Consider the following 26,886-nt stretch of genomic DNA (forward strand, 5'->3'; position numbering starts at 1 on the left):
GCCTATGTTGCCGGCGGGCGGTATCAGTCCAGGCCATCTGCTTCTCCTATCGTCTCGACAACGACGGTGAATCACAACCTACTGATATCGCTCAACCACTTTCCGCTCGGGCTCTAAGGGAATCTGCCGCACCGCGCAAAATACTGCTTTAGCTTCCTAACACACATGCTATCATGCCCGCATTCGGGGGAGATTTCAGCGTGCTAGAACTGACCGGCGTCACCCATGTCTATGCCAATGGCACCCGCGCGCTCGACGATGTGTCGCTGAGCATTCCCAAGGGCATGTACGGCCTGCTCGGCCCCAATGGCGCGGGCAAGTCGACGCTGATGCGCACCGTCGCGACATTGCAGACCCCGACCGCGGGCAGCATCCGCTTCGGCGACATCGACGTGATTGCCGAGCCCGAGAAGCTGCGCGAGCGGCTGGGGTATCTGCCGCAGGATTTCGGCGTCTACCCGCGCGTCTCGGCCTATGACATGCTCGACCATATGGCGGTGCTCAAGGGCGTCGCCTCGGCGCGCGAGCGCAAGGAAACGGTCGAGACGCTGCTCAACCAGACCAATTTGTGGAACGTGCGCAAAAAGGCCATCTCCGGCTTTTCGGGCGGCATGCGGCAACGCTTCGGCATCGCCCAGGCATTGATCGGCAACCCCGAACTGATCATCGTCGATGAACCGACCGCCGGACTCGACCCGGAGGAACGCAACCGCTTCCTCAACCTGCTCGCCGAGATCGGCGAGAATGTCGTAATCATCCTGTCGACGCATATCGTCGAGGACGTCGCCGATCTGTGCCCGCGCATGGCGGTGCTGGCGGCGGGCAAGATCCAGCTCGAGGGCGCGCCGCAGGAACTGATCGCGCAGTCGCGCGGCAATGTCTGGGCGAAGACGATCGAGCGCGACCAGCTCGAAGACTATCGCAGCCGCCACGAGGTGATCTCGACCCGTCTGTTCGCGGGGAAGACGATCGTCCACATCCTCGCGCCGAGCGACCCGGGTGACGGCTTCACCAGCGTGTCAGGCGGGCTCGAAGACGTCTATTTCTCGACGCTGGCGCGCACCCGCCGCGTACCCATGCCAGCAGCGGCCTGAGCGCCATGTTCGCCAAGATCGCCAGCTTCGAGCTGCGTTACCAGCTGCGCAACCCGGTCTTCTGGGTCGTCGCCATCCTGTTCTTCCTCTTGACCTTCGGCTCGGTGACCGTCGATCAGATCCGCATCGGCAGCGGCGGCAATATCCACAAGAACGCGCCGGTCGCCATCGCCCAGACTCATCTGATCTTCTCGATCTTCTTCATGTTCGTGACGACGGCGTTCGTCGCCAACGTCATCGTGCGCGACAATGAGAGCGGCTTCGGCCCGATGGTCGTGACGACGCGGGTGAGGAAGTTCGACTATCTGTTCGCGCGCTTTCTCGGCGCCTATCTTGCGGCGGCGATCGCCTTCATTGCCGTGCCGCTCGCCATCTGGCTCGGCTCGTTGATGCCATGGGTCGATGCCGACCTGCTCGGCCCCAATCGCTGGCACGATTATGCCTTCTCCTATCTCGTCTTCGCGCTGCCAAATCTTTTCCTGACCTCGGCCATCTTCTTCTCGGTCGCGACGATGACCCGCTCGATGATGTACAGCTATCTCGGGGTGGTCGTTTTTCTCGTTTTGTACACGGTGCTGACGAGCGTGATCGATACCAAGCCCGAGTTACGCGAAATCGGGGGCTATATCGAGCCGTTCGGCTTCAACGCCTTTGAAAACATGACGCGTTACTGGACGGCGACGGAATCAAATGCCGGCACGCCGGCCGTCACCGGTGCACTGCTAGCCAACCGTGCCATCTGGTTCGCCGCAGCACTGTGCGCGCTGGCGCTGGCCTTTTGGCGGTTCAGTTTCGCCGAAAGCGGGATATCGAAGCGCCAGTTGCGACGCCAGGCGCGCAAGGACATGAAGCTGGCGGCCGTAGCGCCGGTGATCGTGACGCGCCTTCCGGCGCTTCGCCCCGCCGACGCGGCCTGGGCAAGGTTTGCCGCGCGCTGTCGCTTCGAGATGCGGCAGGTCTTTCGCAGCCCGGCCTTTCTCGTGCTGATGCTGGTCGGGTTGTTCAATGCCGTTGGCGGGCTGATGTTCGCCAACGAGATTTACGGCACTGCGGCACGCCCGCTGACCTTTGCGACGATCGGCATCCTGCAGGGCGCATTCACCTTCATCCCCGTCATCATTGCGATCTATTATTCCGGCGAGCTCGTCTGGCGCGACCGCGAACGTAAGATGCATGAAATCATCGACGCGACCTCGCTGCCCAACTGGGCCTATCTGGTGCCCAAGGTCCTGGCGGTGTCGGCGGTATTGATCATGACCCTGCTGGTGTCGGTCGTCGCCGCAATCATCGTTCAGCTGACGCGCGGCCAGAGCGATGTCGAACTCGGCCAATATTTCGTCTGGTACGTCGCTCCGACCACCCTCAACTTGATCCTCCTCGCCATTCTGGCGGTGTTCGTTCAGGCGCTTAGCCCCAACAAATATATCGGCTGGGGCGTGATGGTCATCTATCTCGTCGGAAGAATCACCCTCATAAGAATGGGTTTCGAACATCCGCTGTACAATTACGGCAGTGCGGGCTCCCAGCAATTGTCCGACATGAACGGCGCGCAAATCGGCGGCGCGCTGGGGTGGTGGCTGCGGCTTTATTGGGGCGCCTTCGCGGTGATGCTCGCCGTGCTCGCGCACCTGCTGTGGCGGCGCGGGACCGAGGTGAAGCTGATGCCGCGGCTGAGGCGCCTGCCGCGCCGGCTCGCCGGCCCCGCCGGCGCGATCATGCTCGCCGCGCTGCTCGTTTTCGTCGCCACTGGCGGATATCTGTTCTGGAACATGAACATCCTCAACAAGTATCGCACGCAGGATGACGGCGAGCGCATGCTGGCGGCGTATGAGAAGAAATATCTCCCCTATGAGAAAATCCTCCAGCCGTCGCTGACCGACATCACGATGAACGTCGCGCTCTATCCGGCGGAACGGCGTGCCGAATTCAGCGGGCAATATCGCTTCGTCAACGACACCGGCGCCCCGGTGCCCGCGCTCCACGTCCGCCTGCAGGACCGCAACACGGAGATCAAGGCGCTCGACATACCAGGTGCCAAGCTCAGCATGGATGATCCCGTGCTGAAATATCGCATCTACACCTTCGCCACGCCGCTGGCGCCGGGCGCGACGGGAACGCTCAGCTTCCGCACCGAGCGCGTCCAGCACGGGCTGCGCGCCAATGGCGACGATACCGCGCTGATCAGCAACGGCACCTTCCTCAACAATGCGCAGTTCGCGCCGCAGCTCGGCATGAGCCGCGACGGCTTGCTCGATGACCGTGTCAAGCGCCGCAAATATGGCCTTGAGCCCGAGCTGCGCATGGCCAAGCTGGAAGACACCTCGGCGCAGCGCCGCAACTATGTCGGTGACGCAGACTGGGTCCACTCGGACATCACGCTGTCGACCAGCGCCGACCAGGTGCCGATCGCGCCGGGCCGCAAGATCTCCGACACCATCGCCGATGGTCGCCGCACCGCCCATTTCGTGTCGGGCGCGCCGATCCTCGCCTTCTTCTCGGTCCAGTCGGCGCGCTATGCCGAGAAATCGGCGATGGCCGACGGGGTCAAGCTGACGGTCTATTACGACCCCAAGCACAGCTACAATGTCGACCGCATGCTGGCGGCGATGCGCACTTCGCTCGGCTATTACCGCGCGCATTTCGGGCCCTATCAGTTCGATTATGCGCGGATCATCGAATTTCCCGGCTATGCGACCTTCGCCCAGGCATTCGCCGGGACGATCCCCTATTCGGAGCGCATCGGCTTCATCGCCGATACCCGCGACGCCGAGAAGATCGATTACGTCACCTATGTCACCGCGCACGAACTGGGCCACCAATATTGGGCGCACCAGCTGATCAGTGCCGACATGCAGGGCGGCACGATCATGGTCGAGACCATGGCGCAATATTCGGCGCTGATGGTGATGAAGCAGCTCTATGGCGAGGACAAGATCCGCCGCTTCCTCAAATATGAGCTCGACAATTACCTGCGCGCGCGCGGGTCCGAGCGGATCGAGGAGCTGCCGCTCGATCGCGTCGAGAACCAGCCCTATATCCATTACCGCAAGGGCGCGGTGGTGATGTACCTGCTGCAGGACCGGCTCGGCGAGGATCGCGTCAACCACATGCTCGCCGGGCTGCTCGACAAATATCGCTTCAAGAGCCAGCCCTATGCCCGCTCGCTCGATCTGGTGAACGGCTTCCTGTCACTCGCCCGGACGCCGGCCGAGCGCGAGCTGGTGCTCGACCTGCTCGACCGCATCACGATCTACGACCTCAAGGCGCCGACCGCGACCGTGCGCAAGCTGGCCGACGGGAAATTCGAGACCTCGATCACCATCGACGCCGCGAAATTCTACGCCGACGGCAAGGGCAAGGAGCGCGCAACGCCGCTGGCCGACGATATCGATATCGGGCTGTTCGACGCGCGGCCGGGATTGGGCGCGTTCGCCGCGAAGGACGTGATCTCGATGACGCGGCTGCCGGTGAAATCGGGCAAACAGGTGATCAGGGTCGTCTCGACGCGCAAGCCGGCCTTTGCCGGGGTCGACCCCTACAACAAATATATCGACCGCAATGCCGACGACAATGTCGTGGCGGTGACCGGCTGAGGCACCAACGGGGCGTTGCGCGCGCGCCCCGTTCGTGTTCACCCCTGCCGCGATGTTCGACGGGCTGATTTTCGGCTGGCGCAGCGCGCTGCTCACCGTGGTGGTCGTTCAATTGCTGGCGATCGCCACCGGCCTTGCGCGCACGCTGGCGAACCGCGCCGCGAACCGCGCGCTCGCCATCCTGCTGGTCGTGCTCGCCGGTATCGTCATGCCATGGCTGATCGGCTTTGCCGGCTTTTATGATCGCTGGCGCTGGCTGACCTTCGCGCCGCTGTCGATCACCCTGGCGGTCGCGCCGCTGCTGCATTTCTACATTCGCGCACTGGTGACCGGCCGACTGCCAGCGCACCGTTGGCGGCCCCTCGCGCCGGCTATCGCGCAGGCGTCGTTCCTGACGGTGAGTTTCCTCCTCCCGATGCCAGCCAAGCAACGCTGGGCGGACGTGGCGTATGACCGCTTCGAGACCCTGACCGCTGTGGGCACGGTGATCGGCCTCGCCGCTTACGGTCTGGCCGACCTGCGCTTGCTGTCGCGCTATCGCCGCCTGCTGGCGAATCAGCGCAGCGACGACCAACGCTTCGCCGCGCGCTGGCTGAGCCGCGCGAGTGCCGCAACGCTGCTGTTGCTGCCGATCTGGGCGACCTACGCGCTGTGGAACTGGTGGCAGCCGATCGGCTATCGCGGGTTGATGGGCCTGTATGTGGCGATCGCGGCCTTCGCGCTGTATCTCGCGGTCGAGGGCTGGCGCCACGCCGCCCTGCCCTTTCCCGCGCTTGCCTCGCTCGCGCTGCCCGAGGCCGTCCCGACCCCGGCTCGTGACTGGAAGACGCAAGGCTTGGCGTGGAAGGCCGAGGTCCGCGCCGCCGGCTGGGCGAGCGACGCCGAGCTCACCCTCGCCACGCTGGCGCGGCGGCTCGGCACCAATAGCGGCCATCTGTCGCGCGCGGTGAACGAGGGGCTCGGCATGAACTTCTCGACCTTCGTCAACCGGCTGCGTTGCGAGCAGGTCGCCGCAGCCATTGCCGCCGGCGCCGGGGATGACCTCTTACGGCTGGCGCTGGAGGCAGGGTTCAGCTCCAAGGCGAGCTTCAACCGCGCCTTTCGCGCGCGCTACGACATGGCGCCATCGGCCTATCGCCGCCACGTCTCAAAAGACGAATAGTTGATCGCGGACGCGAAAATGAGGCGCGGCGCCGCGCCGCAACGGGCAATCCTTGCCGCATGAACCGACGCCATCTCATCGCCGCGCTCGCCGCCGCCCCCTTGCTACCCGCGCTCGCCCGCGCAGGCGACGCGCCCTCCCCGGCCGACCTGCGCGGCGATATCGCCATTCTACGCGCGGCGCTGGCGCTGCACCCCGGGCTCTATCGCTACGCCACACCGCCGCAGGTCACGGCACGGATCGCCGCACTCGAAACCGCCTTCGCTGCATCGGTCACGCTCGAACAGCGCTATCTGCTGCTGTCGCGCTTTCTCGCGACGATCCGCTGCGGCCACAGCTACGGCAACTTCTTCAACCAGAAAAAGGCCGTCGCCGCCGCGCTGTTCGATCGCCCGAGCCGGCTCCCGTTCCACTTCCGCTGGATCGCCGGGGAGATGATCGTCATCGCTCAGGGCGGCGCCGACCTGCCCGCCGGCAGCGTGATCACCGCGATCAACGGCGTCGCGCCGCGCATGATGCTCGACCGACTGATGCCCTATGCGCGCGCCGACGGCCATAACGATGCCAAGCGCCGCTCGCTGCTCGAGGTGCGCGGTGCCGACAGCATCGAGTATTTCGATGTCTTTCACGGGCTGCTGTTCGGCGTGCCGCGCGGGGGTGTCCACCATGTCGCGGCGCGGCTTGCGGGTGGCCGTTCGGTGGCGCTCGACCTGCCGGCGATCGACCTGGCCGCGCGCCGGGCGCAGACCACCCAGCGCGATTATCGCGGCAGCGCGCCCGTATGGGACTGGATTATCCGCCCCGACGGCATCGCCGTGCTCACAATGCCCGGCTGGGCGCTCTACGACAGCAAATGGGACTGGCGCGCCTGGCTGACCGCGCGCCTCGACAGCCTGGCCGGCGCGAAGGGCTTGATCATCGACCTTCGCGAGAATGAGGGCGGCGAGGATTGCGGCGACATGATCCTCGCGCGCTTGATCGCGTCACCAATTGTCGAGCCGGGCGCCGAGCGCCGCGTGCGCTATCGCCGGACACCACCCACGCTCGACCGCTATCTCGACACCTGGGACGACAGCTTCCGCACGCTCGGCGAAGGCGCGACGCCGCTGCGCGACGGCTTCTTCCGGCTCGAAGGCGACACGGCCGATTCATCGATCGCGCCGGTCGCACGACAGATCAAGCTGCCGGTCGCCGCACTGATCGGGCCGGTCAACAGCTCCGCGACCTTCGGCTTTGCCGCCAGCGCGCGGCGCAGCGGCAAGGTGCGACTGTTCGGCGAGACGACCGGCGGCAATCAGCGGGGCATCAATGGCGGTCGCTTCTTCTTCGTGCGGCTGCCGGCCAGCGGGCTCGAATTCGACCTGCCGCTGATCGGTTACTACCCGCCAGGCGCGCCGCCCGACGCCGGGCTCGCGCCCGACGTCGCGGTGGCATCAACCGCCGCCGATATCGCCGCCGGCCGCGACCCGGTACTTGCGGCTGCGGCCGCGTGGATCGCCGGCTGAGCCGGATCGGCGCCGTCGCCGTGATTCACTTTCCGCGACGCTCCCGGCAAGGCGCAGGGTGGCGCGCCCTGCGCTTGTTTCTCATCGTCGAAAATATGTCTCCCTGTTCGGGCGCGAACTCCCTGTTCGCTGCCCCCGCTCCCTGTTCGCAAGGCCGGGAAACGAACAAGTCATTGGTCAAGCTCGGATAATGATGCCGCCAACGGCAAATATGCACAATGGGCCCGGAACAGGGAGTATCAGCGAGTAACTGGGAGAAAACAGGGAGCGCGGGGATCGGCGCGGCGGAACCCGGACGGCGCGTGGCGCGCTCTAGCGGCGCACGACCGGGAGCCCATCATGACACTGACCGCCATCGCCCTGAACTGTTCGCTCAAGGCAGACGCGTCCAAGCCGTCATCGACCGACGCGATGATCGCCGTGCTAGCCAAGGCTTTCGCCAAGCACGACGTGACAATCAGCGAGACGGTGCGTGTCGCCGCGCTCGACATCAAACCGGGCGTGGCGTCGGACGAAGGCGATGGCGACGCCTGGCCGGCCTTGCGCGCGAAGATCCTCGCGCACGACATCCTGATCTTTGGCGGACCGATCTGGATGGGCCAGGTCGGCAGCGTCGCCAAGCGCGTGCTAGAGCGGATGGACGCTTTCCTCTCCGAGACCGACGAGGCGGGCCGGATGCCGAGCTATTCGAAGGTCGCGGTCGCCGCGATCGTCGGCAATGAGGACGGCGCACACATGTCGTCGTCGCAGATCTTCCAGTCGCTCAACGATGTCGGCTGGACGATCCCCGCCGTCGCCGCCTGCTACTGGGTCGGCGAGGCGATGGGATCCGTCGACTTCAAGGATCTGGAACACACCCCGCGCAAGGTCACCGAAACCGCCGGCATGGTCGCGGCGAACGCGGCGCATCTCGCGGGGCTGCTCAAGGCCAGCCCTTTTCCGGGTTGAGGGACGCGATCTGCGCATCCGTTCTCAAAAGGCGCCTTCCCCGGCGAAGGCCGGGGCCCAGTTGGGATAGCGGAGATGATGAGCGGCAACGCCCGTCGCATCGTTCCCCAACTGGGCCCCGGCCTTCGCCGGGGAAGTGCAAGATGTTGAACGCGCAGTGCAACCTAAGGCAGCAGCACCGTCGACCCCGTCGTCTCGCCCGCCTCCAGCGCGCGGTGCGCGTCGGCGACATCCTCCAGCGCAAAGGTCCGGCCGATCTCGGGGGCGATCGCGCTCTTGGCGAGCATCGCAAAGACGCGGTCGATGCCAGCCTGACGCTCCTCCGGCTTGACGTAATAGTCGAACAGCGTCGGGCGGGTGACGAACAGCGAGCCCTTCTGCGCGAGCACGCCGAGATTGACGCCGTCGACCGGGCCGCTGGCATTGCCATAACTGACGATCAGCCCGCGCCGCATGACGCTGGCAAGCGACACCGGCCACGTCGCCTTGCCGACGCCATCGAACGACACCGCGACGCCCGTGCCGCCGGTAATCTCGCGCACCCGCGCCGCAACGTCCTCATCCTTGTGCAGCAGCACATGGTCGGCCCCCGCGCGCCTCGCCTGCTCGACCTTGGCCGGATCGCCAACCGTGCCGATCACCGTCGCGCCAACCGCCTTGAGCCAACCGACGAGCAGATGCCCGACCCCGCCGGCCGCGGCATGAACGAGCACGGTCTGTCCCGCCGCAACCTTCGCGCAGCGTTCGACCAGCATCTCGGTGGTGCAGCCCTTGAGCAGGATCGCGGCCGCGACCTTGTCGTCGACCGCGTCGGGCAGGTGGAAGAGTTGCGCGGCGGCGACGTTGCGCTCGGTGGCATAGGCCCCGCGCGACGGGCCGAAGGTGCCGACACGATCACCGATGGCAAAGCCCTCGACCCCGTCACCCAGCGCCTCGATCACCCCCGCCGCCTCGCTGCCGAGGCCGGCGGGCAGCTCGACCGGGTAAAGCCCTTTGCGGTGGTAGATGTCGATGAAGTTGAGCCCGACCGCCGTGTTCCGCATGCGCACTTCGCCGGGTCCGGGGGGCGGCAGGTCGACATCGCCCCACAGGATGACCTCGGGTCCGCCGGTCCGTTCGATTCGCGCAACGCGTGCCATGTCGATCTCCTCTGGTGGCGCTCATATGGCGAGCGGGTTTCGGGTTGCAACCTATTACGCCGAGCGCCTACATACCCGACATTCCAAAACAGACAGACGCTGGAGACGACGGATGCGCAGCTATCTCAAGCACTATATCGACGGGCAGTGGGTGGCCAGCGACGGCGGCACGCGACACGAGGTGATCGACCCGAGCACCGAACAGCCCTGCACCGAGATCACGCTGGGCAGCCAGGCCGATGTCGACAAGGCGGTCGCGGCGGCGCGCAAGGCGTTCGACAGCTGGTCGCAATCGAGCGTCGATGAGCGCATCGCGCTGCTCGAGCGGATCATCGAGGGCTATAAAGCGCGCATGCCCGATCTTGCCGCCGCGGTGAGCGAGGAGATGGGCGCGCCGATCGGCTTCGCCAACGCCGCCCAGGCGCCGGCCGGGCTTGGCCACTTCATTGGCACGCTCAAGGCGCTGCGCGAGTTCAGCTTCGAGGAACGCGTCGGCAAGGCCCGCGTCGTGCACGAGCCGCTCGGTGTCGTGGCGATGATCACGCCGTGGAACTGGCCGCTCAACCAGATCTGCGCCAAGGTCGCACCGGCGCTCGCCGCCGGCGACACGATGGTCCTGAAGCCGTCCGAGGAATCGCCGGCCTGCGCCGCGATCCTCGCCGAGATCCTCGATGCGGCGGGCGTGCCGGCGGGTGTGTTCAACCTCGTCAATGGCGACGGCCCCGGCGTCGGTGCGGCACTGTCGAGCCACAAGGATGTCGACATGGTGAGCTTCACCGGCTCGACCCGCGCCGGCATCGCGGTGGCGCAGGCCGCCGCCGCGACGGTCAAGCGCGTCCATCAGGAGCTTGGCGGCAAGGCACCGAACCTCGTGCTCGAGGGCGCCGATCTCGCCGCCGTGCTGCCGCCGACGGTGGCCGGGGTGATCGCCAATTCCGGGCAGAGCTGCATCGCGCCGACCCGGCTGCTGGTGCACCGCAGCCAGGTCGAGGATGCCACGGGCATCGTCAAGGGGATCATGGAAGCGACCGCGGTCGGCGAGGCCTCGACGATGGGCGCGCATATCGGGCCGGTGGTCAACAAGGCGCAGTTCGACAAGATCCAGGGGCTGATCCAGTCGGCGATCGACGAGGGCGCGACACTCGTCACCGGCGGCACCGGCCGGCCCGACGGACGCAATGCCGGCTTCTTCATCAAGCCGACTTTGTTCACCGGTGTGACCCCCGACATGCGTATCGCGCAGGAGGAAACCTTCGGCCCGGTCGCGACGATCACCGTCTATGACGATCAGGACGAGGCGGTGCGCATCGCCAACGACACACCCTATGGCCTGTCGGCGACGATCTCGGGCGATCCGGCGGCGGCGGCCAAGGTCGCGCCGCGGCTGCGCGCAGGCCTCGTCTCGATCAACAGCTGGGGCGGTGCCGGTGGCGGCGCGCCATTCGGCGGCTACAAGCAGTCGGGCAATGGCCGCGAGGGCGGCAAGTACGGCCTGGCCGACTTCATGGAAGTGAAGACGGTGGTCGGCGAGCCCGCCTGAACACAGATGCAGTGATCTTCGCGGGCGACCGCGCGGATCACTGCAGCGGCCAGGTCCACAGCACCAGCGGCGTACCGACCAGCACGACGAGCAGCGACAGCGGCGCGCCGAGCCGGGCATAGTCGCTGAAGCGGTAGCCGCCAGGGCCGAACACCAAGGTGTTGCACTGGTGGCCGATCGGGGTGAGGAAGTCGCACCCCGCGCCCATCGCGGTCGCGATCAGAAAGGCTTCGGGGCGGTAGCCGAGATCGTGCGCGAATACCGCGGCGATCGGCGCCATGACCAGCACCGTCGCGGCATTGTTGAGGAACGGCGTTACCGCCATCGCCGCGACGAGGATCAGCGCAACCGCGCCCCATGCCGGCAAGCTCGCGGCGACATGCGCCAGTCCGGTCGCGATGATCTCCGAGGCGCCGGTGGTGCGCAGCGAGTCGCTGACCGGGATCAGCGCGCCGAGCATGATGAGGATCGGCCATTCGACATGGTCGTATGCCTCGCGCACCGGCAACGCACCCGTGGCGATGACCAGCCCGGCAGCTGCGAAGAACGCTACTGCGACGGGGACATAGCCGCCCGCCGTCGCCGCCATGGCGACGGCAAGGATGATGATCGGCAGCCAGCCACGCCCCGAACTGCCGAGCCGGATGCTGCGCTGCGCCAGCGGCAACGCGCCGAGGTCGCGCAGCCGCTCGGGCAGCAGCGGCAGCGGCCCCTGCAGCACGATGACGTCGCCGGCGGCGAGCGCGGTCTCGCCGAGCTGCTGCGTCAGCGGCTTGCCGTGGCGCGACACCGCGATGAGGTTGACGCCGTAGCGCTGTTGCAGCCGGAGCCGCTGCGCGGTCTTGCCGATCAGCAGCGAATTGGTCCCGATCACCGCCTCGCTGACACCGACATCATCGTCCTTGCTGGCTTCGGGCAGGTCGCGGTCGTGGCCGGCGAGATCGAGCTTGTCGCGCGCGATGACCCGTTCGAGCACATCGGGTTCGCCTTCGAGGATCAGCACATCGTCTTCGCGCAGCGCGGTGCCGGCGCGCGGCATCGTGCGCTTGCCGTGGCGGATCAGGCCGGTGAGCGTGACCTCCTTCTCGTGTCGCACGGTGAAGTCGCGGACGGTTTCGCCGATCGCCGGCGAGGCGGCCGCGACCTTGGCCTCGGTGACATAGGCGCCGATATCGATCGCCTCCGCCATGGTCGGTGCGGCACGGCGATCGCGCGGCAACAGGCGGTAGCCGAAACGCAGGAAGATCATGCCGACAACGAGCAGCCCGAAGCCGGTCGGGAAATAGTCGAACATGCCGAACGGCTTGCCCGTCATCTGCTCGCGCACGCGGCTGACGATGATGTTGGGCGAAGTGCCGACCAGCGTCATCAGCCCGCCGAGCAGCGAGGCGAACGACATCGGCATGAGGAAGACCGAGGGGCTGGTGTTGTTCTTCTTCGCCATCTGGAACGCCGCCGGCATCAGCATCGCCAGCGCGCCGACATTCTTGACCAGCGCCGAGGTGATGCCGACCGATGCGGTGAGCACGACCAGTTGCGAGCGCACGCGCGTCACGCGGCCGGCGATCAGCGCCAGCGCGCTCTCGATCAGGCCGGAGCGCTGCACCGCCGCCGAGATGACCAATGCCGAGCCGACGATGATGATGATGTCGTCGGAAAAGCCGGTAAAGGCATCCTTGGGCTTGACGATGCCGATCGCCAGCGCGGCGAGCAGCGCGAGGATCGCGGTGACATCGTAGCGAAAGCGACCCCAGAGGAAGAGCCCCATCATCGCGGCAAGGGTGAGGAGCGACAGGATCTGGGGGAGCGTCATTCGGCCTCGTTCTCAGGTGGTGAGGTAGCGAGAACGTGCCGCGCGGCGTCCGTATCCTTGTGGCGAAGTGGCGAGGTGTATATATGCGTGTATACGGAGTGCATCATGGGCAAGATCGAGACCAGGACGTTCAAGAGCGGCAACAGCGTCGCCGTGCGGCTGCCCAAGGAACTGGGCTTCGCGCCCGATACGGCGGTGACGCTGGAGAAGGTCGGCGATACGATCAATATCAGAGCGGTTGATGATGCCGCGGACGGAAAGGCCCGGGTCGCGCGCCTGATCGCTGCGCTTGATGCGATCGGGCCGGTTGGCGAGATCCAGGAGCGCGAGCCGATCGAATTTCCGGAACGACGCGGGCTCTGATCATTGTACCTGATGGATACCAACGTCGCGATCTATCTGCGCGACGGTGATCCGACGATCGTGTCGCGGATCGCGCAGCTCGAAGCGATGCCTGCCTTGTCGATACTGTCCCGCATCGAGCTCGAAGGCGGGGTGTTCAGGGATCCGGCACATGCGCGGCAACGCCGCGCCGCGCTCGATGCACTGGTGGCGGCGACCGAGACGATCGAGTTCCTGAAGCCGATGATTGCCGTTTACACACGCATCGTCGAGCAGTTGGGTTATTCAAGGCCCAAGGCGATCGATCGCATGATTGCCGCGACGGCGATCGCGCAGCGGTTGACGCTGATCACGATCAACGGCGATGACTTTCGCAGCATCCCCGACCTGAAACTCGAGATCTGGGCGAACCCCGCCGATCAATAGTCCTTCGACACGCGGACGTTGACGCTCTGCCGACCGAGTGTCGAGATGCTCGACAGCAGCGACAGCCAGCGCGTGACCTGGAATTCGACCTGCGTGGCGGAATAGCCCTGCCCGTCGGTGACGATCTCGGCATAGAGCCGCCGCGTGATGTACTTGCCCGCGGCGATCGACGTCTTGGCGCCGGTCTGGGTATCGGCGGGGAGGAAGCGCAGCCGGTCTAGGCCGGCAACACGGCGCACCGCGTTGATCGGGTCGAGCCCGCCCTTGCCGTTCTGCAACGCGCCGACCGCCGAGGCGAGCTGCAGCGCCTCGGGTGCCGAGAGGTTGGTGATCGAGGTGCCGAACAGCAGCCGCGAGAGCAGCTCGTCCTGCGGCAGCGCCGGCACGCTGGAGAAGCTGATATCGGGCTTCTGCGCTGGCCCGGTGACACGGATCGTCGCGCTGAGCCCGGTCGTGTCGCCATTGGCGGCGATGTCGAGCGAGGGGTTGGCGGGAACTTCGCCGGCAAAGCGGATGATGCCGCGCGACAGCTGGAACTCGCGACCGGCGAACTGATAGTCGCCGCGGATCAGGTCGGCGCGGCCGCTGATGGCGGGGTTGTCGGGCGCGCCGGCGATCTGCAGATCGGCCGACCATTCGCTCGACAGGCCGAGCCCGGTGACCATCAGCTGGTTGGCGGCACGGGCATGGACCGCGAGCCGCCAGGGGACGCGCGGCGCCTCTTCCTCCTCACCGCCGGCGCCGCCGGGCACGTTGATCTCGCGCACGTTGAGTTGCGGTACCGTGCTGGCTGCCGTGGCCTGGCCGAGCCGGTAGCGGCTGCGATCGAGCCGCAAGTCGCCCGAGATGAGCCCGCCCTGCCCGTCCGACTTGAAGGTCAGCCCGCCGGTGATCGTCGCGCCGATATCGTCGCGGTTGATCATCACGGCATGGTCGGCCTGCATGCTCATGTCGATGCCGAGCCCATGCGCGGCGGCAAAGTCGAAAGCACCGGTGCCGGTAACGCGACCGCCCTTGCCGGCATCGCCGGCGAACTGTTCGATCACCAGCCGCGATCCGCCGAAGCGGCCGGTGGCCTGGACGTTGGTCAGCACCGCGCCGATCGTGCCGCTTTCCATCCGCGCGCCCTTGGCCTGGACGACGCCCTTGATCTGCGGATCGTCGACGCGCCCGCCGACATCGGCGGCGATCGCGACCGGGCCGGTCAGGTCGAACAGCTCGATGCCGGTCAGCCGCCACAGGGTATTGGCCGGACCGTCATAGCGCATCTGCGCGAACAGGCCGGCATGCCCGACGCGGCTGGCGAGATCGCCCCCCGCCGGCAAGGTCAGCAGCGCCTGGGCGCGGCCGACGGTGTTGCCCCCGGTCGCCACCACCGCACGCACCGCCGCCTTGCCGGGCTGGAGCACGCCGGCAATGCCGAGATCGACCGGTTGCGACGACAGCACCAGTCCCGAGCGCGTCAGCCCGCGCACCGTCATGTCGATCTTGCCGGTCGGCGCGGCGCCCGGCGTCTGAACGAAGGACAATGTGCCCGAGGCGCTGCCACCGAGGCCGAGCCCGGGATAGCCGATGTCGAGCACGGTCAGCGGCATGCGGCTGAGCGAGGAGTCAATCGACGCAGTCGTGCTGGTGAAGCGCCCGCCGAACACCGCCTCGCCCCCGGCATAGCCGAGCCGCGTCCGCGCCAGTTCCCAGCCATCGCCGACGCGGGTGAACACCGCGGGGGCAAGCAGCTGGATCGGGCGGCGATCGAGCGTGCCCTGCGCCGACAGCGCGATGCGATCGGGCGCGATCTGCGCCAGCGCCTGGATATCGAAGGTCCGGCCACGCGCGCCGGCGAGCGAGACCTGCGCGGTTCCCTTGCCGCCGCGCAGATGGACGCTCGCGGCGAAGCGGCCGAGCGAGATCTTGCCGCGGCGCAAGCCCCCGCCGGTGAGCGTCGCCTCGATCGAGGTGCCGGCGGGATCGAGCAATACGACGAGATCGAGATGGCCGCGCCTGAGTGTCGTGGCATTGGCGAAGCTCGCGCCCTTGGCGTCGAGATGCGCCTCGATACGCTGGACCGAGCCGACCGGCCGGAACAGCACTTCCCCGGTGAGGCCGCCGCCGGTCAGTGCAAGGCTGCCGTCGAACCCGCCGCTGGCGACCCGCAGGTTGCCGGTCGCATGGCTGCCGGCAACGTCGAGCGCGGCGATGGCGATCGTCGTGTCGCCGCCGGGCGGCAACAGGATCGCGCCGTTGCCGGTGAAAGCGCCGAGCGTCGACTGGCCGCGCGCGGTGAAGGCGAAGCCCTGCGCGGTCGGATCGAGATGCGCGACGACATCGCGCAGGCCGAGGCTGTCGGCAGGATGGGCGAAGACGAGGTCGATCGTCGGCTTTTCGATATGGCCGTCGATCTTGAGCGTTAGCGGGCCATAGGTCGTTTGCTGGCCGCTCCCCTCGAAGTGGAAGGTGCCGTCGCGCCGGCGCATGCCGTTGCCGGTGAGGCGCAGCTGCGGGGCGGTCAGCACGAGATGGGTGAGCCGCAAGGTGCCGTCGGGCGTCAGCTCCAGCGCGGTGGCGATCTTGGGCAGGCCACCGGCGAGGCTGCGGAAGAAGGCATTGTCGAGCCGCACCATCTGCGCGGTACCGGTGCCGATGATGCGCGTGCCACGGCCATCGGGACCCGGCACGACCTTGAGCGTCGAGGTGACGTCGACCACGCCGAGCCCCGGGATGAGGTAGCGCCCGAGCGCGCCGTTGATGCCGATCGTATATTGGCCGTTGGTCAGGTCGAGCATCAGGTTGATGCGCGCGGTGAGCTTGTCCGAGGTGACGCGCAGGTCGTTGCCGGTCAGCAGCTTCGACGTGACGCGCAGCGCGCCGTCGACCGCCAGGTTGCGCAGGATGCCGCCGGCGACGTCCCCCACGCCGGTCACGCGCGCCGCGGTGAAGCGCAGCGGCACGGTGATCGGCGCGGCGGAGAGGTGCCCTGCCCCACCGGCCCGCGCGACCTCGAAGCCGGTCTGGTCGAAGGCGAAGCGATCGGCGGTGAGGCGATAGTCGAACGCGGCGGTGGCAAAGGCACCGTCGAGGATCGCGCGCAGCTCGACATTGCTGCCGGTCATGTTGGGGAACAGCGCGGCGGGCTGGAGCAGCCGGGCACGGATCCGCAGATTGCGATAGGCACCGGCGGCAAGATCGATCGCACCGTTCGTTTCGGCCGCGAGCGCGGCGGAGCGCAGCTGCAGCTGGCCGTCGAGGCGGCGGTCGACCAGCGTGGCGTTGCCCGCCACCCGCACCATCGGCACGGTCAACCGCGCGACCTTGCCCGCGATGACCGCGGAAGGAACCAGCGTGCCCGACAGCGCGTAGCGGCCCGACTGGTTGGCAAGGGCCAGGTCGACGAAGCGCGTCGCACCGGCCGTTGCGATGGCCGTGCCGCGCCAGCGATGCCAGCTGCCGTCGCCGCTGACATCGAGCGACAGCGGACGGGCGATACCGGCGACGTGCGCGAGCACCCCGTTCGCCGCGCCGCGTGCGTGCAGATCCACGTCGAAACGGTCGCGGTCGGGCTCGGCATCGAGCTTGAGCGTGAGGCTGTCGCTGCCGGCGACCATCGCGTCGAGGCTGACCAGCGCGCGGCCGCGATGGATGTCGGCGGTGCCGTGCAAGCGACCACTGCGCACCACGCCGGCAACCGCCGCGCCGACGGTCAGCCGGTCGATCGCCAGCGTCCCGATGCGAATGTCGAAACTCGGCAGCAACGGCCCGGTCTTGCCGGTCGGCTTGAGATTGGGCAGCCGCAAGAAGGTGGCACGCGGGATATGCAGGCGGCGAATGTCGAGCCGGTTGTCGAGCCAGGCAAAGGGCGACCAGCCCAGTTCGGCGCGGGGGGCGGCGAACACCAGCCCCGTCGCATCGCTGACCCGGACATCGACCAATATGGTGTTGCCGTAGAGCGAGCCGTCGATCCGCCCGACCTTGTAGCGCAACCCGTTGGCCGGGCGTTGCGCGGCGATCTGGTCGGCGACCCAGCGATGGCCGATATCGGTGTCGAGCGCCAACAGCGCCGCGGCAACGATGCCGAACAGCCCGGCCACGCCATAAGCGAGCCAACGCAGCCAGCGACGCGGCGCCGCGGCGGGCGGCATGGCGGGTGCGTCGTCGCTCAAAAGGCCTGGCCCAGCGACACATAGACGGCGATGCGCGGCTCGCCCGGCCTACGGTTGATCGGCGTGCCGACATCGAGGCGGATCGGGCCGAAGTTGGAGTAATAGCGCACGCCGAGCCCGGCGCCGTAGCGCAAGCCGGTGAAACTCGGCAGCGGCGTGGTGTAGATGTTGCCGCCGTCGATGAACGGCACGATGCCGAAATTGCCGAACGCCTTGACCCGCGCCTCGAGCGAGAATTCGGTCAGGCTGCGCCCGCCGACCGGATCGCCATTGGGATCCTTGGGGCCGATATCCTGATAGCCGAAGCCGCGCACCGACCCGCCGCCGCCGGCATAGAAGCGGCGCGACGGCGCGATCGCGTCGCGCGGCGCGCCGGCGATCGTCCCGAAGCGCACGCGCCCGGCGACGACGACGCGGTCGGTGACGGCGCGATAGGCGCTGGCGTCGAACTGGAGGCGGGCATAGCCGAACGCCTTGCCCTCGAACGACACCTCGGGCGAGACGCGCCCGCTGAGCCGGAAACCGCGCGACGGATCGAGCAGGTCGTTCGACCCGTCATAGGACAGCGAGGTCGGCAGCGCGCCGACATAATAGATTTGCTTGCGCGGCGCACCGGTGGCGAGGATCGTGTCGCGCTCGTCGCTGGCGACGATTTCCGCGCCGAGCGACCAGACCCATTTCTTCTGGAAGAAGATCGTCGTCTGGCGTTCGAGACTGCCCGAGAGCGAGATCGTCTTGGCGCGATAGGCGTCGCGCACAAGGTTGGAGACGACGAACTGGCCGGTCAGGATGCGGTCGCGGCCGTGGAAATTGTTGCGGCGGAAGGTCGCGCCGACGAGCTGTTCCTTGGTGCCGAGCACGCCGCGCAGCGTCAGCGCGCCCTCGGGCGGGAAGAGGTTGCGGTGCGTCCAGTCGACCTCGATCCGCGCGCCTTCGCCCGTGCCGTAACCGAGCTCGGCGGCGATGGTGCGCGGCGGCGCGCGTTCGAGCGCGACGTCGATATCGACCAGACCATTGCCGGCATCGACCGGCTTGATGTCGACGGTCGAGACGAGGCTGGTCTGGATCAGCGCGCGGCGCAGGTCGGCGAGGCTCTCCGCGTCATACGGCTCGCCGGGCTTGAAGCGGGCGATTTCCTGGATGTGCTTCGCACCGAACACGCGGTTGTTGGGGTTGCTGGTGATCTTGCCGAAGCGCTTCGCCCCGCCCGGCGCGACCGCCATGTCGAGCGTCGCGGTGTGCGTGGCATGATCGACCACGATCTGCGGCGAATCGACCTTCGCGAAGGGGAAGCCTTCATTGCCGATCTTCGTGCGCAACTGCGCCTCGCCGGCGGCGATGGCATCGGCATCGACCGGCGCACCGGGCTTGACGCCGAAGGCAGTTTCGAGGCCCGGCGCCTTGTCGCCCGCACCCGACAGGCCGGCGAGCGTCACGCTGTCGAACTTGTAGACCGTGCCCGCCTCGGCCTCGAGCACCACGAGCGGGCGACCCTGGCGCGGCTCGAGCCGCGAGGTGACGCGCGCGTCGTAATAACCTTGCGCGCGGAGCAGACCGACGAGCAACACCGCATCCTCGCGCGCGCGGCGATCGAGCTGGGCGGCGTTGGCGGGGCTGCCGTCATTGGCGGCGAGCGTCGACAATTGCTTGAAGCGCTCGCGCAGCAGCGGCGTCGCGACCTCGTCGATGCCGTCGACGCGGTAATCATAGCGCACCTCGCCGGCCATTTCGGGCGTGGCGTTGGGGTCGACGGGCTCGGCGGGCAAGGACGACAGATCGGGCCAGGCGACGCCGAGATCGGGCATCGGCGCGAGCGGCGATTGCGGATCGAGCTGACCCGACGCGGCGGAGGGTGTCGGGCTGACCGTCGAGGCCGTTGCGGGCGGCGGCGGCGCAACTTTGTCCTGCGCGCAGGCACAGCCGGGAGCGACGGCAAGGATGCTGGTGGCGGCACAAAACAACGCGCGACGCCACCCGGGGGACAAGGACATGCCCCGTCCTACGGACGAGCGGGCGCCACCGCAAGCAATCGAGATCAGTCGAAAATCAGTGTACCGTGCCGATAGCGCGATTGACCGACAGCAGCACGATCAGCCGCTCGATCTGGCGCCAGTGGCAGAAGTGGATGTGGTTGCCGATGTCGCGGCTCTGATCGGCGCGCGCCGCCGCCTCGAGCCCGGCATCGTCACCGAACATCGCGATCAGCGTGTCGGCATCGGCGATGGCGCGGCGATCGGCGAGAAACGGCATGAACGACATTCGGTTATTCTCCAACGCGGTAACGCGGGAGAGGTTACAAGGGACATGCCATTATAGCGGATCGACGCCGAACGGCGGATGACGGTGGTAAACGCTTTGAAACGCGCCGCCCCACCGGTCCCGCACGGGGACACTGGCATCCCGCAGCGGGACGTGGCAGTGCCGTTTCATGGCCAGCAAACCACCCCGCAAGACCCCGCTCGCCGGCGGCCTGCTGATCGCGCTCGGCGCGATCGGCGGCGCCGTGATCGGCCTGTTTCGGGGGCAGCCGACGATCGGGCTGCTCGTCGGGATCGGGATCGCCGCGGTGCTTTCAGTGGTGTTGTGGTTGGTCAGTCGGGATTGAACGGAGTGGTCGCGGCGGGGCGCACGATGGCCTTGATCGTTCGCGCTCCACTGGGCTGACGGTTGAAAGATCCTCGTACTTCAGGAGAGCCTATCACGGTGCTGACAGGCATGTTTCAAGGCTGACGCCTCGGGCCGCTATCGCGCCATTCGCGGTCATTCCATCGGTGCGCGCATAGGCCTACAACCTAGGGTGGGAGGCGCGCTATTGTGGGCAGAGTCGAACGGTGGATCAGGCACCAGCTTGCTTCGGCCGTCGCTGCTGGGAGTGGACAATGGGCCATTTCGTCGAGTTCGGCTTTTGGCAAGCCGATCTATCAAGTCACAGATGGCTCGATGACGCTCACGCTCTCGGAATTGGGCTTTAGTTATGAGGGGGCCACGGCTGCTGTAAAGTGCAGATACGACGAAGTTGAAGCCCTCCAACTTGCATCTCTTCAGGCCATTATGAGGCTGCGTGGCGAGCGAGATGCTCCGCTTGCGGTAGGGGTTATTATGCGTGGCGCTTGTCTTCCGATTGAAATGCAGTGGACTCTCCGCGTGTATTCGAATGTGGCCACGGTGCTTGATCGGATCGTAAGAGAACTGGCTTGATCAGACCTAAACGGCTGCTTTCCTGCGGGCACTGTCAGAAGCATACTTTCGCGAATTCACCACTTTTTTCCCGTTCCGGCACCATCGATCGACGGGGCGAGGCCCCACCCCAACCCCTCCCCTGAAGGGTAGGGGCTTTAGAATTACCTGCCATCGCTACCCCAGCGTCCGCGACAGCCACACAACGCGGCCGATGACATCGACCTCCCCCGCCGGGCGCGGTGCGATCGGCGGGAAGGCGGGGTTGTCGCTGGCGATGGTCACCTGCCCTGCCCTGGCGGTGAGCCGCTTGACGATCAGCGTGTCATCGAGCCGAATGACATAGACGCCGCCGCGCGGCGCCGGGCGGCGGTCGCTTTCATCGACCAGCATCATGTCGCCGTCATGGATCAGCGGCTCCATCGAATCGCCGCGCGCCGGAAGCAGCGACAGGCGCGACGGGTCGCGGCCGGCAAGGATCGTGGGATCGACGACCATGCTGCCGGCCGACCGATCATCCTCGGCGAGCCGGCCCGGTCCGGCGGACGCCGCCAGATCCAATCGGCGGATGGCCGGCGGCGCGGCGCTGGGCGGGCCGCCCAGCACTTCCTCGTCGACGCGCAGGAAAGCCGCAAGCAGGCGGCGGTCGCGCTCGGCCAGCGCGCGCGGCGTGCCGCGCTTGATGAACTGCTGAAGGTAGGCCTCGTTGCGGCCGATCATGCGCGACAGTGCGGCATAACCGACACCGCGTTCGGCAATCAGCGCGTCGAGCGCGGGGCGCGGATCGATTGCCTCCATATCGGACATAGTAACACTAGGATTTTTCCTAGACAAGTTGGAATTGATGGAACAAACAAAGAACATCATCTCGACTCGTCACGGAGGGCCCATGTCACTGCTCGGCAAGATCAACCGCTATCTGCGCGCCACCCAGATGCCGGAAACCACGTTCGGCCGCCGCGCCGCCAACGACCCGCGCCTCGTGCGCGATATCCGCAACGGGCGCGAACCGCGCGCACCGCTCGTCGCGCGGATCGAGGCGTTTCTCGCCGCCGAACAGACCCATGGCGCGTGAGGCGGACCCGGCGATGCTGTTGATGCGGGCAATCGAGGCGGATGCGCGGCGCGCGGGTTGTGCGGTGACGCTGGCGCGCGCCGAGACCCGGCGCTGGTCGAGCGCCACCTTTACCGGGGCGCGCCACGCGCTGGCGATCGAGGCGCCCGATTCACCGGCGCTGGAGGCGTGGCTGGAAACGCTCCCCGAGGCTGAATTGCCGGTACGCGCGCAGCTGGTCGCCGACCTGACGATTGCGGGCATTACCCGCGAAGCCGGCGTCGCCCGCGTGGCGATTGAGGCGCTGACGGTGGGGATGTGAGATGAAACGTACCGCGCCCAGGTGCTCGCTCAAACAGGTCACCCGTGACGATCTCGCTGCTCCCCAACTGCGGTCGCGAAGGCAGCGGCGTTGGGGGCCATGGACGATAGATCTCCGCGACGCCTGTCTGGTCTACCAACGCGCCGGGATGGAGTATTTCGTGTCGGTCGACGAGATGACCGATTCTGCCCGGATCCTCGACTGGATTTTCCAGGTAAATGCGAAGAGCTGGGCGTCGCGCGACGGTGTCGGCCACCTGGTCGAGGCGATCGAGGATATGCTCGGTCGAGACGTCGCCGGCGGCGGCGTCGACCAGCCGATCGATCCGGTGAAATTATTGGCCGACGCTTACGGCGTCAGCCCCGCCTGAAACGACTCAGCGGAGAAAGAGCGCGACGTCGACCAGACCGGGGCCAATGGCGCGGCGCAGCGCGACAATATCGTTGCCATTGCTCTCGGCGACCGGTTGGCGCGGCGCACGATCGCGCGCCCATAATGCAGATGACAGGCGCTTTCGGCGCCATACGCTCACTCGACCCATTGCGACACGACCCATGCCATTTTTCTTTGCGGCGCCTTTGACTGATGTCATTGATCCGGCGCAAGGGCGCGAGTACCCGAAATGACTGCGGCTGGGGGGCCGCCGGGATGAATTTGATTGCTTCGCTGGCGGAGGCGCCACGTCGCCCGCGCAACCGCATCGCCACGCGGATCATCATGGAAATGCAGGTCGGCGGCGCGGCGACGATCACCCGCGCCTTTGGCGGCAATTTCGACCGCGCGGTGATCTTCTTCGCGTTGTTGCGCGAGGCGAGCGCGCTTCGCGACCATGCGAAGGGAATGGCGACCGCGCATGGCACATCGCGGCCGGGCGCCAGCGTCAATGCCCTCGCCGCCTCACTCGACCGGCCGTTCGAAACGGTGCGGCGGCACATCATGGCGTTGATCGCCGCCGGCCTTTGCCGGCGCGATGGCGCGCTCGTCCGTGTCGCGCCCGAGGCGATCGCCGACAAGACAATCGCCGCTGCGCTGAACCAACTTCACGACATCATGATCCGGCTGATCGAGGACATGGTCGACTTCGCCCTGCCGCTTCCGGCGCAGCGCTGTGGCGTGCCGCATGACCGACACGCCACCATCGCGGCGGCGATCGACCTGCTGTTGATCGCGATCGAATTCCATGCCGGCCAGCATGACGACTGGCTGGAAGTGCTGCTCTACGGCAGCGTCATGGTCGCCAATGCCCGCCCGATCACCTATGATGGCGAGCGCGCCCATCGCTATAGCGAGAGCGATACGGTCCCACCCGAATCGTTGCGCCTGCCGGTCGGCACGGCGGCGGTGGCGCGGGCGCTGGGCCTGCCTTATTCCACCGCCGGGCGACACATTGCGCGCATGCTTGCCGACGGGCGGCTGCAACGGCGGCGCGGCGGCCTGATCGTTTCGACCGCCTGGATGTCGACGCCGTCGCAACTAAGCGGGGCGCGGGTCGTCGCCGAACGTACCGCGCAGATTTTGGCGCGGCTCGCCGCCAGCGGGTTCGCGCTCGATCGGCCGGTGTCGCTTTATCTGAATGGGCGGCCGGCCCTGCTCGATTTCGGCCCGCGCTTCGCCTCGCCCGCTCGCCTGTCGATGCCCGGTCACGCGGCACGCGCCTCCGCCCAGGGGTTGCCTTGCGGCTAGCGCTGCGCCAGCGACGTGCGGCGACGGCCCTGCGTCGCGATGGAGCGATGCAGCATGATCCCGCGCGAATTGATCGGCACGGCCGAGGTACCCGGCGGCGAGCCGCTACGCCTGTTCCGGCGCGGCGACGATTTCATGATCGTGCTCGAGCGCAACGAATTGATGAACAGCCGGATGAGCGGATCGGAAGAGGCGCTGGCGACGATGACCTGCGCATTGCTCGCCGCGCGCGCCGCGCCGCATCTGCTGATCGGCGGCTATGGCATGGGCTTCACGCTGCGCGCCGCGCTCGCCGCGCTCGGCCCGAAGGCACGGGTAACGGTCGCTGAGCTGGTCCCCGAGATCATCGCCTGGGCGCGCGGCCCGATGGAAACGCTGACCGCCGGGTGCCTCGACGACCCGCGCGTCACGGTGATCGAGGACGATGTCGTGGCGTTGATCGCAGAGGGCGACGGCGCGTATGACGCGATCCTGCTCGACGTGGACAACGGCCCCGACGGGCTGACGCGGCGCGGCAACAACCGGCTCTATTCGGCGCGCGGTCTCGACGCGGCGCATGCCGCGCTGGTGCGCGGCGGCGTGCTGGCGATCTGGTCGGCGGCGCCCGATCCGGCGTTCGCGCGGCGCTTGCGCGATGCGAACTTCGCGGTCGAGGAGGTCGTGGTGCGGGCGCGGTCGAACGGCAAGGGCCCGCGCCATGTGATCTGGTTCGCGACGAAGCGATAGGCTTTGGTCAGCGCCGCGTGGCGAGGCGGCGCAGCGCTTCGAGCGTTTCCTCGAGCGATTCCTGGCGGCGCGGCGGGGCCGGTGGCGGCGGCGGTACCTCTTCCACCTCGCGGCGCGCTACACCGCGTTCCAGCCGGTCGAGCAGGGCGTGGATCGTCGCCGAGGGGTCCGGGCGCGGCATCGGCGGCACGGCCGGGGTGAAGGGCGACGGCGGCGGCGTGGCCGCGCGCGGTGCGATCGGGGTCAGATCGAAGGTGTCGAAGCGCTCGCCGGGGTCGAACACCGGGCGGCGCGGCGTCATGCGCAGCGGTGCCGGCGCGGGAAACCAGTCGGCGGGGTCGTCGCGGATCGAGCGCGGGTCGAAGGCGGCGAGCGGCTGATCGAGATCGGCCGGCAGCGGCTGTTCCTCGACCTCGTCGACCGCCCCACCCGCACCGGCGGCCGACTCGTGCGGCGCCGCCTGTGGCGGTGCGTCGGCGTCGGCGTTGATCTGGATCGGCTCGGCATCGTCCTCCGGCACGCCCATATGCAGCGGACGCTCGGCATGAATATCGAGGAAGGGGGTGCCGAGATCGCGCGCCGCGGAGAGCGGGCGGCGGGCCGGCGCGTCGGGATGCGCATCGGCACGGCGCAGCACCGGCGCGCGGTCGGACATGTCCGACGCGTCGGCTGGCTGGATGACGATCGAACGACTGCCGAGCAGCAGGAACAGCGCGAACCAGGCGAGCACGCCCACGCCGCCGCCAACGAGAAAGATCAGCACGAACCGCGCGGTGACCCCGAGCGGCGGTTCGGCAGCGGCGATGACGGCGGCGATGCCCGAATCGACCACCATATCCTCGAGCATGCCGGTCGGCATCAGCGCGAACAGCGCCGCGGCGACAAAGCCGATCAACCCGCCGGCAAGCGGGGCGACCGGCAGATTCAGACGCTGACGATGGAAGAACGCGACCATGACTCGGGGGATGGCATGCCACCCGTGAGTTTTTGGTAAACAGGAGCATAACGCGCGACATTGGTTGCCCAGTCACGTTCGGCCTCGACAAAGGCGCGGCCGCGCGCGCGGCGCGCCTCCCAGTCGCTGCGATCGGCGAGCAGGCCGGTGAGGCTGCGCGCCATGGCGAGCGGATTGCCGGGCGGAAACAATGTGCCGGTCTGGCCATCGCGAATCAGCTCGCGGTGCCCGCCGACGTCCGACGCGGCGACGAGTCGACGCTGCGCCATCGCTTCGAGCGGCTTGAGCGGGGTGACGAGATCGGTCAGCCGCATGCGCTTGCGCGGATAGGCGAGGATGTCGATCAGCCCGTAATAGCGCTCGACCTCATCATGCGGCACGCGGCCGATGAAGCGGATATGGTCGGCAACCGGCGAGCGTGCGGCCTGGGCGCGCAACCGCTCCCCGGCCGGGCCGCCACCGACGAGCAGCAGATGCGCGGCAGGGCGCGCGCTGAACAGCTTCGGCATCGCCGCGATCAGATCGTCGAGCCCTTCATAATCGTAGAAGCTGCCGATGAAGCCGATCACCTCGGCACCGTCGAGACCGAGCTCTTGCGCCAGCGCGGCATCGCGCGGCGGCGGCGTGCCGAACAGCGACAGGTCGACGCCGTTGGGCGAGACGGTGATCTTGCCCGGCGGAACGCCGCGCGCGAGCAGATCGCGCTTCAACCCCTCGCAGATCACCACGACCGCATCGGCCCGTCCGACCGCCCAGCTTTCGAGCGCGCGCGTGGTGCGGTAGCGCCACGATCCCTCGCGACCCTCGCCATTGCCGACCGCGGCATCTTCCCAAAAGGCACGGATTTCATAGACCAGCGGCAGCTTGCGCCGCTTCGCCACGCGCAGCGCGGCGAGCGCGTCGAGCACCGGGGAATGGGCATGCAGGATGTCGGGCTGGAAGGCCTCGACCACCTGGTCGATGCGGCGCGCGAACGCGCGGATCTCGCGAAGTTCGGCCAGCGGGCTGGGCCAGGGTCGCGGCGGATCGGTACGGTAGAAATGAATGCCGTCGACGGACTCCTCGTCGAGGTCGAACGCGCCGTGCTTCGGCCCGGTCACCGCCGCAACCTGCCACCCCTGACGCATCTGCGCCTTGAGGATCGCACGCGTGCGAAAGGTGTAACCGCTGTGCAGCGGCAGACCGTGATCGAGGATATGGAGGATACGCATCGCAGCGTCGCTGTGACATATGAGTGTTTAACGGCACGT

General features: G+C 67.4%; 23 protein-coding genes. 15 read left to right on the forward strand and 8 right to left on the reverse strand.

The window, feature by feature from the left end; genetic code table 11:
• Positions 1-200: 200 nt before the first annotated feature.
• From U1839_RS22630 to U1839_RS22650, 5 genes are all read left to right on the forward strand, one after another.
• On the forward strand, positions 201-1,094 hold the full coding sequence (locus U1839_RS22630; RefSeq protein ID WP_332805842.1) for an ABC transporter ATP-binding protein: 894 nt from the start codon (positions 201-203) through the stop codon (positions 1,092-1,094).
• A 5-nt stretch (positions 1,095-1,099) separates the two neighbouring features.
• A complete protein-coding gene (locus tag U1839_RS22635; protein ID WP_332805843.1) occupies positions 1,100-4,687 on the forward strand; it encodes an ABC transporter permease/M1 family aminopeptidase in 3,588 nt (1,195 codons plus the stop codon).
• A gap of 34 nt (positions 4,688-4,721) precedes the next feature.
• Complete coding sequence (locus U1839_RS22640) at positions 4,722-5,849, forward strand: AraC family transcriptional regulator (RefSeq protein WP_332805844.1); 1,128 nt, start codon at positions 4,722-4,724, stop codon at positions 5,847-5,849.
• Positions 5,850-5,908: 59 nt separating this feature from the next.
• A complete protein-coding gene (locus U1839_RS22645; RefSeq protein WP_332805845.1) occupies positions 5,909-7,354 on the forward strand; it encodes a S41 family peptidase in 1,446 nt (481 codons plus the stop codon).
• Positions 7,355-7,693: 339 nt separating this feature from the next.
• Entirely contained in the window at positions 7,694-8,302 is a 609-nt protein-coding gene (locus tag U1839_RS22650; RefSeq protein WP_332805846.1) for a flavodoxin family protein, read from the forward strand.
• Between the two features lie 164 nt (positions 8,303-8,466).
• On the opposite strand, the gene U1839_RS22655 is transcribed toward U1839_RS22650, so the two are convergent.
• Positions 8,467-9,441 carry a quinone oxidoreductase family protein gene (locus U1839_RS22655; RefSeq protein ID WP_332805847.1) on the reverse strand — a complete coding sequence of 325 codons (975 nt, stop codon included), beginning with the start codon at positions 9,439-9,441 and terminating at the stop codon, positions 8,467-8,469.
• Between the two features lie 112 nt (positions 9,442-9,553).
• Between U1839_RS22655 and U1839_RS22660 the strand changes: the two genes are divergently transcribed.
• Positions 9,554-10,981 (forward strand): aldehyde dehydrogenase family protein, encoded by a 1,428-nt coding sequence (locus U1839_RS22660; protein WP_332805848.1) that lies wholly within the window; start codon positions 9,554-9,556, stop codon positions 10,979-10,981.
• 37 nt (positions 10,982-11,018) lie between these two features.
• On the opposite strand, the gene U1839_RS22665 is transcribed toward U1839_RS22660, so the two are convergent.
• Positions 11,019-12,794 (reverse strand): SLC13 family permease, encoded by a 1,776-nt coding sequence (locus U1839_RS22665; protein ID WP_332805849.1) that lies wholly within the window; start codon positions 12,792-12,794, stop codon positions 11,019-11,021.
• 105 nt (positions 12,795-12,899) lie between these two features.
• Here U1839_RS22665 and U1839_RS22670 point away from each other — a divergent pair, with 105 nt between their 5' ends.
• Both U1839_RS22670 and U1839_RS22675 read left to right on the forward strand, forming a co-directional pair.
• The gene (locus U1839_RS22670) at positions 12,900-13,157 is read left to right on the forward strand and encodes an antitoxin (protein ID WP_332805850.1); all 258 of its coding nucleotides are present in this window, start codon (positions 12,900-12,902) and stop codon (positions 13,155-13,157) included.
• A 12-nt stretch (positions 13,158-13,169) separates the two neighbouring features.
• Positions 13,170-13,562: a PIN domain-containing protein gene (locus tag U1839_RS22675; protein ID WP_332805851.1), complete on the forward strand. Its 393-nt coding sequence runs from the start codon at positions 13,170-13,172 to the stop codon at positions 13,560-13,562.
• Here the strand turns inward: U1839_RS22675 and U1839_RS22680 are convergent.
• Genes U1839_RS22680 through U1839_RS22690 form a run of 3 tightly spaced genes read right to left on the reverse strand, consistent with a single transcriptional unit; the run spans position 13,556 to position 19,969 of the window.
• On the reverse strand, positions 13,556-17,698 hold the full coding sequence (locus U1839_RS22680; RefSeq protein ID WP_332805875.1) for a translocation/assembly module TamB domain-containing protein: 4,143 nt from the start codon (positions 17,696-17,698) through the stop codon (positions 13,556-13,558). The two genes, U1839_RS22675 and U1839_RS22680, sit on opposite strands and share 7 nt — an antisense overlap.
• A gap of 17 nt (positions 17,699-17,715) precedes the next feature.
• Entirely contained in the window at positions 17,716-19,710 is a 1,995-nt protein-coding gene (locus U1839_RS22685; protein WP_332805852.1) for a BamA/TamA family outer membrane protein, read from the reverse strand.
• 55 nt (positions 19,711-19,765) lie between these two features.
• Positions 19,766-19,969 carry a hypothetical protein gene (locus tag U1839_RS22690; protein WP_281127629.1) on the reverse strand — a complete coding sequence of 68 codons (204 nt, stop codon included), beginning with the start codon at positions 19,967-19,969 and terminating at the stop codon, positions 19,766-19,768.
• A 178-nt stretch (positions 19,970-20,147) separates the two neighbouring features.
• On the opposite strand from U1839_RS22690, the gene U1839_RS22695 reads away from it, so the two are divergent.
• Both U1839_RS22695 and U1839_RS22700 read left to right on the forward strand, forming a co-directional pair.
• On the forward strand, positions 20,148-20,324 hold the full coding sequence (locus U1839_RS22695; RefSeq protein ID WP_332805853.1) for a hypothetical protein: 177 nt from the start codon (positions 20,148-20,150) through the stop codon (positions 20,322-20,324).
• A gap of 335 nt (positions 20,325-20,659) precedes the next feature.
• On the forward strand, positions 20,660-20,917 hold the full coding sequence (locus U1839_RS22700; RefSeq protein WP_332805854.1) for a hypothetical protein: 258 nt from the start codon (positions 20,660-20,662) through the stop codon (positions 20,915-20,917).
• A gap of 156 nt (positions 20,918-21,073) precedes the next feature.
• Here the strand turns inward: U1839_RS22700 and U1839_RS22705 are convergent, their stop codons facing one another.
• The gene (locus tag U1839_RS22705) at positions 21,074-21,703 is read right to left on the reverse strand and encodes a S24 family peptidase (protein WP_332805855.1); all 630 of its coding nucleotides are present in this window, start codon (positions 21,701-21,703) and stop codon (positions 21,074-21,076) included.
• A gap of 82 nt (positions 21,704-21,785) precedes the next feature.
• On the opposite strand from U1839_RS22705, the gene U1839_RS22710 reads away from it, so the two are divergent.
• From U1839_RS22710 to U1839_RS22730, 5 genes are all read left to right on the forward strand, one after another.
• A complete protein-coding gene (locus U1839_RS22710; protein ID WP_281127603.1) occupies positions 21,786-21,971 on the forward strand; it encodes a hypothetical protein in 186 nt (61 codons plus the stop codon).
• Complete coding sequence (locus U1839_RS22715) at positions 21,961-22,272, forward strand: hypothetical protein (RefSeq protein ID WP_332805856.1); 312 nt, start codon at positions 21,961-21,963, stop codon at positions 22,270-22,272. The genes U1839_RS22710 and U1839_RS22715 overlap by 11 nt, the downstream gene beginning before the upstream one ends.
• A gap of 160 nt (positions 22,273-22,432) precedes the next feature.
• The gene (locus U1839_RS22720) at positions 22,433-22,642 is read left to right on the forward strand and encodes a hypothetical protein (protein ID WP_332805857.1); all 210 of its coding nucleotides are present in this window, start codon (positions 22,433-22,435) and stop codon (positions 22,640-22,642) included.
• Positions 22,643-22,920: 278 nt separating this feature from the next.
• Positions 22,921-23,955 (forward strand): ArsR family transcriptional regulator, encoded by a 1,035-nt coding sequence (locus U1839_RS22725; protein ID WP_332805858.1) that lies wholly within the window; start codon positions 22,921-22,923, stop codon positions 23,953-23,955.
• Between the two features lie 54 nt (positions 23,956-24,009).
• Positions 24,010-24,681 carry a spermidine synthase gene (locus tag U1839_RS22730; protein WP_332805859.1) on the forward strand — a complete coding sequence of 224 codons (672 nt, stop codon included), beginning with the start codon at positions 24,010-24,012 and terminating at the stop codon, positions 24,679-24,681.
• Between the two features lie 7 nt (positions 24,682-24,688).
• Here the strand turns inward: U1839_RS22730 and U1839_RS22735 are convergent, their stop codons facing one another.
• Complete coding sequence (locus U1839_RS22735; RefSeq protein ID WP_332805860.1) at positions 24,689-25,636, reverse strand: hypothetical protein; 948 nt, start codon at positions 25,634-25,636, stop codon at positions 24,689-24,691.
• Complete coding sequence (locus U1839_RS22740) at positions 25,606-26,847, reverse strand: TIGR04063 family PEP-CTERM/XrtA system glycosyltransferase (RefSeq protein WP_332805861.1); 1,242 nt, start codon at positions 26,845-26,847, stop codon at positions 25,606-25,608. Before U1839_RS22740 ends, U1839_RS22735 begins: the two co-directional genes overlap by 31 nt.
• Between the last annotated feature and the right edge of the window lie 39 nt (positions 26,848-26,886).

This window comes from Parasphingomonas halimpatiens (assembly GCF_036663795.1).
GTDB lineage: Bacteria > Pseudomonadota > Alphaproteobacteria > Sphingomonadales > Sphingomonadaceae > Sphingomonas.